This window comes from Cellulomonas sp. WB94 (assembly GCF_003115775.1).
In the GTDB taxonomy this organism is placed as follows: domain Bacteria; phylum Actinomycetota; class Actinomycetes; order Actinomycetales; family Cellulomonadaceae; genus Cellulomonas_A.
In genome coordinates this window covers 640,370-654,760 of sequence record NZ_QEES01000002.1, presented here as the reverse complement: position 1 = coordinate 654,760, position 14,391 = coordinate 640,370, and the positions used below count along the sequence as shown (strand labels likewise).

General features: G+C 72.1%; 9 protein-coding genes and 1 riboswitch. Of the genes, 8 read left to right on the top strand and 1 reads right to left on the bottom strand.

From position 1 onward, the window contains the following. The first annotated feature begins 346 nt into the window (after positions 1 to 346). From pulA to DDP54_RS04060, 5 genes are all read left to right on the top strand, one after another. Complete coding sequence (gene pulA, locus DDP54_RS04080) at positions 347 to 5,887, top strand: pullulanase-type alpha-1,6-glucosidase (protein WP_347338495.1); 5,541 nt, start codon at positions 347 to 349, stop codon at positions 5,885 to 5,887. Between the two features lie 199 nt (positions 5,888 to 6,086). Beyond that, complete coding sequence (locus tag DDP54_RS04075; RefSeq protein ID WP_242448213.1) at positions 6,087 to 7,205, top strand: ROK family transcriptional regulator; 1,119 nt, start codon at positions 6,087 to 6,089, stop codon at positions 7,203 to 7,205. Beyond that, positions 7,202 to 8,287 (top strand): substrate-binding domain-containing protein, encoded by a 1,086-nt coding sequence (locus DDP54_RS04070; protein WP_109130655.1) that lies wholly within the window; start codon positions 7,202 to 7,204, stop codon positions 8,285 to 8,287. The genes DDP54_RS04075 and DDP54_RS04070 overlap by 4 nt, the downstream gene beginning before the upstream one ends. After that, entirely contained in the window at positions 8,284 to 9,060 is a 777-nt protein-coding gene (locus DDP54_RS04065; RefSeq protein ID WP_242448212.1) for an ATP-binding cassette domain-containing protein, read from the top strand. Before DDP54_RS04070 ends, DDP54_RS04065 begins: the two co-directional genes overlap by 4 nt. Then, positions 9,057 to 10,274 (top strand): ABC transporter permease, encoded by a 1,218-nt coding sequence (locus DDP54_RS04060; protein ID WP_109130654.1) that lies wholly within the window; start codon positions 9,057 to 9,059, stop codon positions 10,272 to 10,274. Before DDP54_RS04065 ends, DDP54_RS04060 begins: the two co-directional genes overlap by 4 nt. Positions 10,275 to 10,325: 51 nt before the next feature. Here DDP54_RS04060 and purU read toward each other — a convergent pair whose 3' ends face one another. Next, positions 10,326 to 11,219, bottom strand: coding sequence for a formyltetrahydrofolate deformylase (gene purU / locus DDP54_RS04055; protein WP_242448428.1), 894 nt, complete (start codon positions 11,217 to 11,219; stop codon positions 10,326 to 10,328). Between the two features lie 88 nt (positions 11,220 to 11,307). On the opposite strand from purU, the gene DDP54_RS04050 reads away from it, so the two are divergent. The 3 genes from DDP54_RS04050 to DDP54_RS04040 all read left to right on the top strand — a co-directional run bounded on the left by DDP54_RS04050 (position 11,308) and on the right by DDP54_RS04040 (position 14,253). Beyond that, positions 11,308 to 11,799 (top strand): GNAT family N-acetyltransferase, encoded by a 492-nt coding sequence (locus tag DDP54_RS04050; RefSeq protein ID WP_109130652.1) that lies wholly within the window; start codon positions 11,308 to 11,310, stop codon positions 11,797 to 11,799. Between the two features lie 36 nt (positions 11,800 to 11,835). Then, positions 11,836 to 11,923: riboswitch (ZMP/ZTP riboswitch) on the top strand. Positions 11,924 to 11,993: 70 nt separating this feature from the next. Beyond that, positions 11,994 to 13,283 carry a serine hydroxymethyltransferase gene (gene glyA / locus DDP54_RS04045; RefSeq protein WP_109130651.1) on the top strand — a complete coding sequence of 430 codons (1,290 nt, stop codon included), beginning with the start codon at positions 11,994 to 11,996 and terminating at the stop codon, positions 13,281 to 13,283. 85 nt (positions 13,284 to 13,368) lie between these two features. After that, on the top strand, positions 13,369 to 14,253 hold the full coding sequence (locus DDP54_RS04040) for a bifunctional methylenetetrahydrofolate dehydrogenase/methenyltetrahydrofolate cyclohydrolase (protein ID WP_109130650.1): 885 nt from the start codon (positions 13,369 to 13,371) through the stop codon (positions 14,251 to 14,253). The last annotated feature ends 138 nt before the right edge of the window (positions 14,254 to 14,391 follow it).

Here is a 14,391-nt window from a genome sequence, read left to right as displayed (position 1 = left end):
AATCGCTACGGTCAGCCCCACACGCCATCCCGCACATCGTCGTGCGGGCGACGAAGGAGCCGGGAATGGTCGCTGTCGACGCAATGGTCCGGAAGCTCACCTCAACACTCGCCGCGGTGGCCCTCGCCACCGTCGGGCTGGTGGCGGGCACCTCGGGGGCGGCACCGTTGCGGCGGCCGCGGAGCCGCGCACGTTCGCCGTCGTCGGTTCGCTCCAGGACGAGCTCGGCTGCCCCGGTGACTGGCAGCCCGACTGTGCCGCGACGGCCCTCGCGCCGACCGCGACGCCCGGGCAGTACGCCGCCGAGTGGACGCTGCCCGCCGGATCGTTCGAGTACAAGGTCGCGGTGAACGGGACCTGGGACGAGGCGTACGGGGCGAACGGCGGGGCCGACAACATCCCGCTCGTGCTGGCGGGCTCGGCGAAGGTCCGGTTCACGTTCGACGACACGACCCACCGGATCGCGCTCGCCCCGGTCGAGCTTCCGGGCGGCTACACCGCGGCCGACGACGCGCTCGTGGCGCCGCCCGCGCGCGAGGCCGGCGACGGCCAGCAGTTCTACTTCGTCATGACCGACCGGTTCGCCAACGGCGACGCGTCGAACGACACCGGCGGTCTCACGGGCGACCGGATGGCGACGGGCTTCGACCCGACCGACAAGGGCTTCTACTCGGGCGGCGACCTGGCCGGCCTGCGCAGCAAGCTCGACTACATCCAGGGTCTGGGGACCACGGCGATCTGGCTGACGCCGTCGTTCCTCAACAAGCCGGTCCAGGGCACGGGCGCGAACGCCTCTGCCGGGTACCACGGCTACTGGATCACCGACTTCACGCGCATCGACCCGCACCTGGGCACCAACGCCGAGCTCGAGCAGCTCATCGCCGACGCGCACGCGCGGGGCATCAAGGTGTACTTCGACATCATCACGAACCACACCGCCGACGTCATCGACAACACCCAGCAGGCCTACACGTACATCGACAAGGCCACGACCCCGTACCTCGACGCGTCCGGCACGGCGTTCGACCCGGCGACCTACGCCGGCACGGGCACGTTCCCGGCGCTCTCGGCCGCGACGTCGTTCCCGTACACCCCGGTCGTCAAGACCGAGGACGCCAACCTCAAGGTCCCGTCCTGGCTCAACGACGTGACGCTGTACCACAACCGCGGCAACTCGACGTGGGCGGGGGAGTCGGTCACCTACGGCGACTTCGACGGTCTCGACGACATCATGACCGAGCACCCGACTGTCGTCGCGGGCTTCGAGCAGGTCTACGAGGGCTGGGTCGACCTGGGGATCGACGGCTTCCGCATCGACACGGCCAAGCACGTCAACATGGAGTTCTGGAAGCAGTGGACGACGGCGGTCCGGGACTACGCCCGCGCCCACGGCAAGCCCGACTTCTTCATGTTCGGTGAGGTCTACGACGCCGACGCGACGAAGACGTCCCCGTACGTCCGGACGACCGACATGAGCTCGGTGCTCGACTTCTCGTTCCAGTCGGGCGCGGCCAGCTTCGCCAAGGGCTCGACGGCGACCGGTCTGGCGGCGCTGTTCGCGACCGACGACTACTACACGACCCCGACGACCAGCGCATCGGCGCTGCCGACGTTCCTCGGCAACCACGACATGGGCCGGATCGGCTACATGCTGAAGGACGCCGGCAGCCAGGTCGCGCGGGACGAGCTCGCGCACTCGCTCATGTACCTGACGCGCGGGCAGCCCGTCGTGTACTACGGCGACGAGCAGGGCTTCGTGGGCAACGGCTCGCTCGGCGGCACCGACAAGGACGCCAGGCAGTCGCTGTTCGCGACCCAGGTCGCGGAGTACGCGAACCAGGCGCTCGTGGACGGGACGACGGCCGGCTCGGTCGACCGCTACGACACGTCGGCGGCGCTCTACCAGCACATCGCCGGGCTCGCGGCCCTGCGGTCGGCGAACCCGGCGCTGTCCGACGGCGCACAGATCCAGCTGTCCGCGAGCGGGTCGGTCTACTCGTTCGCCCGCGTCGACCGGACCGAGAAGATCGAGCACCTCGTGGCGCTCAACAACGCCGCGACCCCGGCGACCGTCACGCTGACGACGCTCACGCCGGGCGCGACCTACGCGCCGCTCTACGGCACGACCGATCCCGTCACGGCCGACGCGACCGGCTCGGTCGCGCTCACGGTCCCGGCACTGTCCGCCGTCGTGCTCCGCGCCGACCGGACCGTGGGCGCCTGGGCCAGCGGCAGCTCGACGGCGATCACCGTGTCCGCGCCGACCGCGGGTGCCGCCCTGTCCGGGGTCTCCCCGGTCGCGGCCGAGGTGCCCGGCAGCACGTGGAGCGAGACGTCCGTCGCGTACCGCGTGGCCGGAGCGACGGGCTGGACCCCGCTCGGGACCGCCGAGACGACGAGCCCGCGCGTGTTCCACGACGTGACGACGCTGGCGCCGGGGACCCTGGTCGAGTACCGGGCCGTGTCCACGGACGCCGCCGGCAACCGCGTCGCCGGCTCCACCTACGCCTCGGTCGGCATCGCCGTCGACGGCGTCGTGCCCGAGCCGCCCGGCTCGGTCGGGGGTCGCACCGATCTCCTGGTGACCATCCCCGGCAGCCTCGACAGCGAGCTGGGCTGCTCGGGCGACTGGCAGCCCGACTGCGCTGCCGTCGCTCTGACCCACCGTGGCAACGGCGTGTACTCGGGGACCTTCACGGTCCCGGCCGGTGACTGGCAGTACAAGATCGCCATCGGCGGCTCGTGGACCGAGAACTACGGCGCAGGTGGTGCGCCCGGCGGTGACAACGTGCTGTTCTCGCTCGCAGCGCCCGCGTCGGTCACGTTCGTCTACGACGACGCGACGAAGTGGTTCTCCTCGAGCGCCCAGGGCCCGTTGATCACGCTGCCCGGCTCCTACCAGAGCGAGGTCGGCTGCCCCGGCGACTGGCAGCCCGACTGCGTCGTGACGTCCCTGCAGGACAAGGAGGGCGACGGCACCTACACCTACACGGCCGCTGCCATCCCCGCGGGCACCTACGAGCTCAAGGTCGTGCACAACCTCTCCTGGACCGAGAACTACGGTGCGGACGGCGTCGCGGGCGGGGCGAACATCTCGTTCACCGCTCCCGGCGGCAAGCCCGTCACCTTCACGTACGTGCTCGCGACGCACATCCTCACGGTCGGCGTCACCGACGCGCCGCTGCCCGGCACGGGCGAGGTGCGGGCGCAGTGGATCGACGCCGGCACGATCGCGTGGCCCGCGGCGCTCCTCGCGGGGGCCGACCCCGCGACACTGACCTTCGCGCTCCACGCGTCGTCCGACGGCGCGGTGACGGTCGTCGACGGCGCTGTGACGGGCGGGACGACCGTCGCGCTCACGTACGACCCGGCGGGCCTCAGCGCTGCTGAGCTCGGCCGGTTCCCGGCACTGGCCGGCTACATCGCGCTGCACCCCGTGGACACGGACCGTGCGGCGGTGGCCGAGCTGCTCAAGGGTGAGCTCCTGGTGACGCAGGCAGCCTCCGACGGGACCCTGCAGGCGGCCACCGGCGTGCAGATCCCGGGCGTGCTCGACGACGTGTACGCCGCGGATGCAGCGGACCGTACGTTGGGTGCGACGTGGAGCAAGAAGCAGCCGACGCTCGCTGTGTGGGCGCCGACCGCCCAGGGAGTCGACCTGCTGCTGTGGCCGGCGTCGGGAACGAACGCGCCCGACACGACGGCGGCCCCCCAGCGCGTCGCGATGGCACGGCAGTCCGACGGGTCGTGGACCGTCCGCGGTGACACGAGCTGGAAGGGTGCCGCGTACCGGTATGCCGTCTCGGTGTACGTGCCGAGCACGGACAAGGTCGAGGTCAACGAGGTCACCGACCCGTCGTCGGTCGCCCTCACCCTGAACTCGACGCACTCCGTCCTGGTCGACCTCGCCGACCCGGCCTACCGGCCGCGGCAGTGGGAGAAGGCCAAGCAGCCCGTCGTGGCACCCGTCGACCAGACGATCTACGAGCTGCACGTGCGGGACTTCTCGGTCAACGACCAGAGCGTGCCGGCGGCCAAGCGCGGGACCTACCTCGCGTTCGCGGTCAACGGCGCGGGTCGCAACCACCTGCGTGAGCTGGCCGAGGCCGGCCTCACCACCGTGCACCTGCTGCCGACGTTCGACATCGCGTCGATCGAGGAGGACCGCAGCGCCCAGACGACCCCGGCGTGCGACCTCCCGTCGCTCGCACCGGACTCGACCGAGCAGCAGGCGTGCGTCATGGCCGGCGCCGACACAGACGGCTACAACTGGGGCTACGACCCGCTGCACTGGTCGGCGCCCGAGGGCTCGTACGCGGTCGACGCGTTCGGCGGCGCCCGCGTCGCGGAGTTCCGCACGATGGTCGGCGCGCTGCACTCCGACGGGCTGCAGGTCGTGCTCGACGAGGTGTTCAACCACACCGCAGCGAGCGGCCAGGACCCGAAGTCGATCCTCGACCGCGTCGTGCCCGGCTACTACCACCGGCTCAACGCCGTGGGTCGGGTCGAGACCTCGACCTGCTGCCAGAACATCGCGACCGAGCACGCCATGGCCGGGAAGATGATGGTCGACTCGGTCGTCACGTGGGCCCGGGACTACAAGGTCGACGGGTTCCGCTTCGACCTCATGGGCCACCACTCGGTCGAGACGATGAAGGCCGTGCGGACCGCCCTCGACGCGCTCACCCCCCGCAAGGACGGCGTCGACGGCAGGGCCGTCTACCTCTACGGCGAGGGCTGGAACTTCGGGGAGGTCGCGAACAACGCCCTGTTCACCCAGGCCACGCAGGGCCAGCTCGGCGGGACCGGCATCGGGACGTTCAGCGACCGGCTGCGCGACGCCGTCCGTGGCGGCGGCCCGTTCGACTCCGACCCCCGCATCCAGGGCTTCGGCTCGGGTGAGGCGACCGACCCGAACGGGGCGGCCGTCAACGGGACCGAGGCCGACCAGCTCGCGCGGCTCGGCCACGACACCGACCTCGTCAAGCTCGGCATGGCGGGCAACCTGCGCGCCTTCTCGTTCGAGACGGCCGACGGGACGACCCGCACGGGCGCCCAGATCGACTACAACGGGCAGCCCGCCGGCTACGCGGACTCGCCCGAGGAGGTCATCACCTACGTCGACGCGCACGACAACCAGACGCTGTTCGACTCGCTCACGCTCAAGCTGCCGACCGCCACGTCCATGACCGACCGGGTGCGGATGAACACCCTGTCGCTCGCGACGACCGCGCTCGCCCAGACGCCGTCGTTCTGGCACGCGGGCGCCGACCTGCTGCGCAGCAAGTCCCTCGACAAGAACTCGTTCAACTCCGGGGACTGGTTCAACTCGCTCGACTTCACCAAGCAGGACAACGGCTTCGGCCGCGGCCTGCCGCCGAGCGCCGACAACCAGGCGATGTGGGTCTACGACCAGCCCGCGCTGGCCAACCCGGCGCTCAAGCCGGCGGCGGCCGACATCCGGGCGGCCTCGTCCGCGGCCGACGACCTGCTGCGGCTGCGGTTCTCGACGGACCTGTTCCGCCTCGGGTCCGCGCAGCTCATCGAGCAGAAGGTCTCGTTCCCCGACGGCGGGACGACGGCGACCCCCGGCGTGATCGTCATGCGGATCGACGACACGGTGGGCAAGGACGTCGACGGGTCGCTGAAGGGCGTCCTGGTGGTGCTCAACGCGTCCGACGAGGCCACGACGCAGACGGTCCCCGCGCTCGCGGGCCGCACGCTCGCGCTCTCGCCGGTCCAGGCCGCGGGCTCCGACCCCGTGGTCAAGGGCACGACGTGGGCCAAGGCGTCGGGCACCGTCACGGTCCCGGCACGCACGGTCGCGGTGCTGGTCGAGAAGCAGTCCCCGAGCCACCACCACGGGTTCGACTGGCCGTGGTCGTGACGGCCTGTCCGCGGTGGTTCCGGCACAACAAGTGAACGCCTGACCCGCGTGCTCGGACGCGTCGTCCCCTCGGCGGGGCGACGCGTCCACGCACGTGGCGACCGGTGGACGTCGCGGACGGTAGTGTGCCCGCGTGGGCACTGACCGGGCGACTCCCGGCTCTCAAACTTCACTCCGTGAAGCCAACCGGGCCCGGATCGTGAGCGCAGTTCAGCAACGGGGCTCCCTCACGCAGGTCGAGCTGGCCGGTGTGACAGGGCTGTCTCCGGCGACCGTGTCGAACATCGTCAAGGAGCTCACCGCGATCGGTGTGCTCCACACGGCGCCGACCTCCCGGAGCGGTCGGCGCGCCCAACAGGTGACGCTCGCGCGCAACCTCGGGCTCGTGGCCGGGATCCACTTCGACACCCGGTCGCTGCGCGTCGCGCTGTCGGACGTCGCCCACCGCATCGTGGCCGAGCAGCGCATGCCGCTCCCGCCCGACCACCGCGCCGACGCGGGTCTCGAGCGCGCGGCCCTGCTGCTCACCGAGATGGTCGAGTCCGTCGACGCGAGCCTGCAGGAGGTGCTCGCCGTCGGGGTCGGGGTGCCGGCACCCGTCGACGTGCGCACGGGCCTGGTGTCGACGGTCGGGATCCTGCGCGGCTGGGACGGCGTCGTGGTCCCCGACGTCCTCGAGCAGCGCCTCGGCATCCCCGTCTACGTCGACAACGACGTCAACCTCGGCGCGCTCGCGGAGGTGCGGCTCGGCGCGGCCCGCGGCCGCCGTGACGTCGTCTACCTGCGCGTGTCCTACGGCGTCGGCGGGGGGCTCATCATCGGCGGTGACGTGTTCCACGGTCGCGCGGGCATCGCGGGGGAGATCGGGCACATGATCATGGCTGACGACGGCCCGCTCTGCCGGTGCGGCAACCGCGGGTGCCTCGAGACGCTGATCGGGGGTGCCGTGCTGCTCGCGGAGCTCCAGCCGAGCCACGGGCACCTCACGATGCGCGACATGATCACGCGCGCCGAGGAGGGTGACCCCGACTGCCGGCGGGTCATCGCCGACGCCGGCCGCTACCTCGGCCGCGCCGCCGCCAACGTCTGCAACCTCTTCGACCCCGAGCTCGTCGTCGTCGGCGGCCAGCTCGCCGAGGCCGGGGCGCTCCTGCTCGACCCCCTGCGTGCCGTGCTCGCGGAGCGGGTCCTGCCGAGCACCGCGGGGCCGGTCGAGGTGGTCGAGGCCGAGCTCGGTGCTGCCGCCGAGGTCCGGGGGGCGCTGTCCGTCGCGCTCGACCGCGCCGGCATCGCCGGCTCCTTGGCGGTGACGGGATGAGCGCGCGTCGCCGGCTGCGCGTCCTCGGCCTCGCGGTCGCGGCCCTCGTCGTGCTCGCCGGCTGCGCGACCCCCGCGGTGCAGTCGCGCTCGGCCGACACGATCGCGCTGCTGCTGCCCGAGTCGAAGACCGCCCGGTACGAGAGCGCCGACCGCCCCGCGTTCGAGGCCGTCGTCGCCACCCGCTGCCCGGAGTGCCGCGTCCTGTACGCGAACGCCGACCAGGACGCCGCCCGGCAGCAGCAGCAGGCGGAGTCGGTCCTCACCCAGGGCGCCAACGTCCTCGTCCTCGACGCGGTCGACGCCGCCGCGGCAGCGAGCATCGTCGCCGCGGCCAACGAGCGCGGCGTGAAGGTCATCGCCTACGACCGGTTCATCGCCGACGCCCCCGTCGACTACTACGTGTCGTTCGACAACCAGCTCGTCGGGCGGCTGCAGGGCGAGGCGGTCGTGCGCGCGCTCGACGCCACGCCCCCCGCCGGGGACGGCCGACGCGGTGTGCTCGTCGTGGGCGGCGCGGCGACCGACCCCAACTCCGCCCAGTACCGCGCGGGGGTGCTCGCGGCCTTCGAGGGCCACGACATCGACGTGCTCGCGTCGTACGACACCCCCGACTGGAGCCCCGACAAGGCCCAGGAGTGGGTCGCGGGGCAGCTCACCCAGTTCGACGGCCGCGTCGACGCGATCGCTGCGGCCAACGACGGGACCGCCGGCGGGGCGATCTCGGCGATGAAGGCAGCGGGCCTCGACCCCGTCCCGCCCGTCACGGGGCAGGACGCCGAGCTCGCCGCGGTCCAGCGAATCGTGTCGGGCGACCAGTACATGACCGTCTACAAGGCGATCCGCCAGCAGGCCGGGATCGCCGCCGAGCTCGCCGTGCAGGTCACGCGCGGCGAGCAGCCGTCCACCAGCGTCAGCGTCTCGGGTGTCCCGGCCCTGCTGCTCGCGCCGGTGGCTGTCACCAAGGCTGACGTCGGCCGCATCCTGGTCGCTGGCGGCGTCTTCACCACGGAGGAGATCTGCGTGCAGCCCTACAGACAAGCGTGCATCGAGGCGGGCCTCATCGCCGGTGGTGGCTCGTGAGCTCCCCGGTGCTGTCCCTGCGCGGGGTGTCCAAGAGCTTCGGCGCCGTGCGGGCGCTCGCGCACGTCGACCTCGACGTCCGTACCCACGAGGTCGTCGCCGTCGTGGGCGACAACGGCGCGGGCAAGTCCACGCTCGCGGGCGTGCTGTCCGGGGCGCTCGTGCCCGACTCCGGACTGGTCGAGCTCGACGGCCGACCCGTGACGCTCGCGTCCCCCGGCCTCGCCCGCGCGCTCGGGATCGCGACGGTGTTCCAGGACGGCGCGCTGTGCGCGAACCTCGACGTCGTGGAGAACCTGTTCCTCGGGCAGGAGGTCACGCTCGGTCCGGTCCTCGACGAGGTCGCGATGGAGAAGGAGGCCTGGAGCCTGCTCAACAAGCTCGCCGCACGGGTGCCGTCCGTGCGCGTGCCCGTCGGCGCCCTGACCGGCGGGCAGCGCCAGGCCGTCGCGATCGCGCGGGCGCTGCTCGGCGACCCGCGCGTGGTCGTGCTCGACGAGCCGACCGCGGCGCTCGGCATCACGCAGACCGCCGAGGTGCTCAACCTCGTCGAACGGTTGCGCGACGACGGCCACGCCGTCGTGCTGATCAGCTCCTCGATCGTCGACGTCCAGGCCGTCGCCGACAGCATCGTCGTCCTGCGGCTCGGCCGCACGAACGGTGTCTTCGACGCCGACCAGGTCAGCTACGAGGACCTCATCGCGGCGATGACCGGCGCGACACCCGTCGGCCGACGCACGCGCACCGCACGCCGAGAGGAGAACGCGACATGACCGTCTCGACGTATCCGCGCACCGGTGCACCGGGACCGGCCCGGGGCCTGAACGGTCTGCGCGCGGTGCTGACCCAGCGCATGCGCAGCGGCCAGCTCGGGACGCTGCCCATCGTGGGTGCCCTGGTCGTGATCTGGCTCGTCTTCCAGCTGCTCAACCCGCACTTCCTGTCGAGCGACAACCTCGTGAACCTGACCCTCCAGTGCGCGGCGACCGGGGTCATCGCGCTCGGCATCGTGCTCGTGCTCCTGGTCGGCCAGATCGACCTGTCGGTCGGCTCGGTGAGCGGTCTGGCAGCCGCCGTCGTCGCGATCGGGTCGGTGCAGCTCGGGTGGCCGACGCTGCTGGCGGTCGTCGTCGCGCTCGGGGTCGGCGCTGTCGTCGGGGTCCTGTACGGCGCGCTCACGACGCGGCTGGGGCTGCCGAGCTTCGTCCTGACGCTCGCCGGGCTGCTCGTGTTCGCCGGTCTGCAGCTGCGCGTGCTCGGGCCGACGGGTTCGGTGAACCTCCCGTTCCGGTCCACGCTCGTCCGGCTCAGCCAGCAGGGGTTCCTGGCCCCCGCCGCCTCGTCGGCGATCGTCGCGGCGGTCGTGCTCGGGTACGCCGCGATGCTCCTCGTCGAGCGTTCGCGGCGCCTGCGGGCCGAGCTGCCCGTCGCCTCCCCGCTCGACCTCGGCGTCCGCGTCGGGGCGCTCGCGGTCGTGCTCGGGGCGAGCGTCGCCTACCTCAACACCAACCGGGGCGTCGGTGTGACGTTCGCGCTGTTCGTCGGCCTCGTCGCGGTCGTGGACCTGCTGCTGCGCCGCACCCGGTGGGGGCGGGCGGTGCGCGCCGTCGGCGGCAACGTCGAGTCGGCGCGCCGCGCGGGCATCCCCGTCCGGCGCACGCTCGTCTCGGTGTTCGTCGCGTGCTCGACCCTGGCCGCGCTCGGCGGCGTGCTGTCCGTCGGCCGGCTCGCCGCCGCGAACCAGGCGACGGGTGGGGGCGACACGAACCTCACGGCGATCGCCGCCGCGGTCATCGGCGGCACGAGCCTGTTCGGTGGCCGCGGGAGCGCGTGGTCGGCGCTGCTGGGCGTGCTCGTCATCCAGTCGATCTCGAGCGGGCTGACGCTCCTGAACCTCGACACGGCGGTGCGCTACGTCATCACCGGGCTGGTGCTCGCGCTGGCGATCGCGATCGACACGCTCATGCGGCGGGCCCGCGAGGTCTGAGTGCGTCTGCCGGCCCGCTGACAGGCCGGCCCAGTGGCCCGTCAGATCAGGTCAGCGGAAGACGACGGTGCGGTGCCCGTCGAGCAGCACGCGGTGCTCGGCGTGCCAGCGGACGGCCTTCGCCAGCGCGCGGCGCTCGACGTCCTGGCCGAGGGCGACGAGGTCCTCGACCCCGCGCGTGTGGTCGACGCGCTCGACGTCCTGCTCGATGATCGGCCCCTCGTCGAGGTCGCCCGTCACGTAGTGCGCGGTCGCCCCGATGAGCTTGACCCCGCGGTCGTGGGCCTGCGCGTACGGGCGCGCCCCCTTGAACGACGGCAGGAACGAGTGGTGGATGTTGATGATCCGGCCGGCCAGGGCGCGGCACAGGTCGTCCGAGAGGATCTGCATGTAGCGCGCGAGGACGACGAGCTCGACGTCGAGCTCCTCGACGAGCGCGAGCAGCTGGGCCTCGGCCGCGGCCTTCGTGGCCGCGGTCACGGGGATGTGGTGGAACGGGATGTCGTAGAACCGGGCCAGGTCCGCGAGCACCGTGTGGTTGGAGACGACAGCGACGATCTCGATCGGCAGGTTCTCGGAGCGCTGGCGGAACGCGAGGTCGTTGAGGCAGTGCGCGGCGGTCGAGCCGAGGATCAGCGTGCGGATCGGACGTCCCGCGACGTCGAGCGTCCACGTCATGGCGAACCGTGCGGCCAGCTCGGCGAGGGCCAGCTCCAGGTCGGCGCGGGACGCCGTGGAGGTGACCTGCACGCGCATGAAGAACAGGCCGGTGAGGGGGTCCCCGAACTGCTGCGACTCCGTGATGTTGCCGCCGTGCTCGGCGAGCAGCCCCGCGACGGCGTGCACGATCCCCGGGCGGTCGGGGCACGAGAGCGTCAGGACCCAGTGAGTCGCGGCGGACGGGGTGGTCGGCGGCGTGGTCGGGCCGGCCGGCCTGACAGGCACAGTGGAGGACACGAGGCCCCACGGTAGCCGAGGTGGGCGGGAGCGCGTCGTGCGACGGGTCGGGAGGAGGTGGTGCGACGATGGGGCCATGAGCGAGCCCGAGGTGCAGATCCGGACCGTGACCGACGCCGATGCAGGCGAGCTGCTCACGGTGCGCCGTGCGGCGTTCGTCAGCGAGGCGCAGATCTACGGCGACCCCAACATCCCGCCGCTGACGCAGACCCTCGAGGAGCTGCGCGCGGACCTCGCGGACCCGCACGTCATCACGCTCGGCGCGTGGGACGGCCACCGGCTCGTCGGGTCGATCCGGGTGCTGCTCGAGGGCACGAAGGCCACGCTCGGCCGCCTCGCGGTCGCCCCCGACCTGCAAGGCAAGGGCGTCGGCACACAGCTCCTGCTCGCGATCCTGCCGCTCCTGCCCGACGACACCTCCGAGGTGTGGGTCTTCACGGGCCGCGACTCGGTGCAGAACCTCGCGCTGTACGCGAAGCACGGGTACGAGCACCAGCGCGACCAGACCGCCGGCGACCTCACGTACGCCTACCTGCGCAAGATCCTCGGGCACGACGCGACGATCTGACCACCCGCACCGCGGCACGGGCAGGCATTGGTAGGCTGTGCCCGTCGCAACTGGCGCAACGGGTGGACTACCACCGGGGAGCGACGCAGCAGCAGACTACGGGTCGGACGCCTGGGCCCCCGGTCACCACACCTCTGTGTGCGTGCCCATCCGTGTGCCGGGCCGCGCACACCCGCTGACTGCCGAGGAGACACATGAGCGCCGATCAGTCCCCGTTGCTGGACCAGTCCCTGTCCGTGGTCGACCCTGAGATCGCCGCGGTGCTCGACGGTGAGCTGGCCCGCCAGCAGAGCACCCTCGAGATGATCGCGAGCGAGAACTTCGTCCCGCGCGCCGTCCTCCAGGCGCAGGGCTCCGTCCTGACGAACAAGTACGCCGAGGGCTACCCCGGCAAGCGGTACTACGGCGGCTGCGAGCAGGTCGACATCGCCGAGACCCTGGCGATCACCCGCGCCAAGGCGCTGTTCGGCGCCGACCACGCGAACGTCCAGCCGCACTCGGGCGCGACCGCGAACGCCGCCGTCCTGCATGCGCTGATCAACGCGGGCGACAAGATCCTCGGCCTCGAGCTCGCGCACGGCGGCCACCTGACGCACGGCATGAAGATCAACTTCTCGGGCAAGCTCTACGAGGTCGGCGCGTACGGGGTCGACCCGGAGACGTTCCTCGTCGACATGGACAAGGTCCGCGAGGCCGCGCTCGCGCAGCGTCCCGACGTCATCATCGGCGGCTGGTCCGCGTACCCGCGCCAGCTCGACTTCGCCGCGTTCCGCTCGATCGCGGACGAGGTCGGCGCGAAGCTCTGGGTCGACATGGCCCACTTCGCCGGCCTGGTCGCCGCAGGGCTGCACCCGAGCCCCGTGCCGCACGCCGACGTGGTGTCCTCGACCGCCCACAAGACGCTCGGCGGCCCTCGCTCGGGCTTCATCCTCAGCCGCGAGGAGTTCGCCAAGAAGATCGACTCCGCGGTGTTCCCGGGCCAGCAGGGCGGCCCGCTCATGCACGTCATCGCCGCGAAGGCCGTGTCGTTCAAGATCGCCGGCTCTGCGGAGTTCCGTGAGCGGCAGGAGCGCACCCTCGCCGGTGCACGGATCCTCGCCGACCGCCTCCTGGCGTCCGATGTGGCCGCAGCAGGCGTGTCCGTCCTGACCGGCGGGACGGACGTCCACCTCGTGCTCGTCGACCTGCGGCACTCGGACCTCGACGGCCAGCAGGCCGAGGATCTCCTGCACCGTGTCGGCATCACGGTGAACCGCAACGCGGTGCCGTTCGACCCGCGCCCTCCGCGCGTCACGTCGGGCCTGCGGATCGGCACGCCCGCGCTGGCGACCCGCGGCTTCGGGGACGCCGAGTTCACGGAGGTCGCGGACATCATCGCCACGGCCCTCGTCAACGGCGCGTCGGCCGACCTCGACGCGCTGCGCGCCCGCGCCGCCAAGCTGGCCGAGGCGCACCCGCTGTACGAGGGCCTCCAGCAGTACTGACCTCGCCCGTCCGCAACCTCGCCCCTGGCCGTCCCGCTCACGGAGCGGCCGGGGGCGAGGTTGGCGCGTCTTGAAGGAGACAGACATGACTGCACAGGTGCTCGACGGCAAGGCGACCGCCGCCGCGATCAAGGCCGAGCTGACCGTCCGCGTCGCCGTGCTCGCGGCCAAGGGCGTCACGCCCGGGCTCGGCACGCTGCTCGTCGGCGACGACCCCGGCTCCCGGTGGTACGTCAACGGCAAGCACAAGGACTGCGCGGAGGTCGGGATCGCCTCGATCCGCGAGGACCTGCCGGCCACGGCGACGCAGGAGGACATCGAGGCCGCCGTCGCGCGGCTCAACGCCGACCCGGAGTGCACCGGCTTCATCGTGCAGCTGCCGCTCCCGCAGGGGATCGACACGAACCGGGTGCTCGAGCTCGTCGACCCCGACAAGGACGCCGACGGCCTGCACCCGACGAACCTGGGTCGCCTCGTGCTGCGCGTCAACCAGGAGATCACCTCGCCGTTGCCCTGCACGCCGCGCGGCATCATCGAGCTGCTCGAGCGGCACGGCGTCGTGCTCGCGGGGGCCGACGTCGTCGTGGTCGGCCGCGGCACGACCGTGGGGCGGTCGATCGGGCTCCTGCTGACGCGGCGAGCCGTCAACGCGACGGTCACACTGACGCACACCGGCACGGACGACCTGGCGGAGCACACCCGGCACGCGGACGTCATCATCGCCGCGGCGGGCGTCCCCGGGATCATCACGGCCGACATCGTCAAGCCCGGTGCCGTCGTCGTCGACGTGGGTGTCTCGCGAGTGACGGACCCGGAGACCGGCGCGACACGCGTCGCGGGCGACGTGGACCTGGGCGTCGCCGAGGTCGCCGCATGGATCTCCCCGAACCCCGGCGGGGTCGGTCCGATGACGCGCGCGATGCTCCTCAACAACGTCGTCGAGTCCGCGGAGCGTGCGCTCGACGCCTGATGCCCGGACACCCGATCGGGTGTCCCCCTTCTCCGAAGTGCCCGATATGTGAGATGTTCACACAGGGTTCACCGGCTTCGCACATCTGCGACATAGGGGTTGCGTACACCTGGCCTACCGGCTGGGGAACGTTGCCGG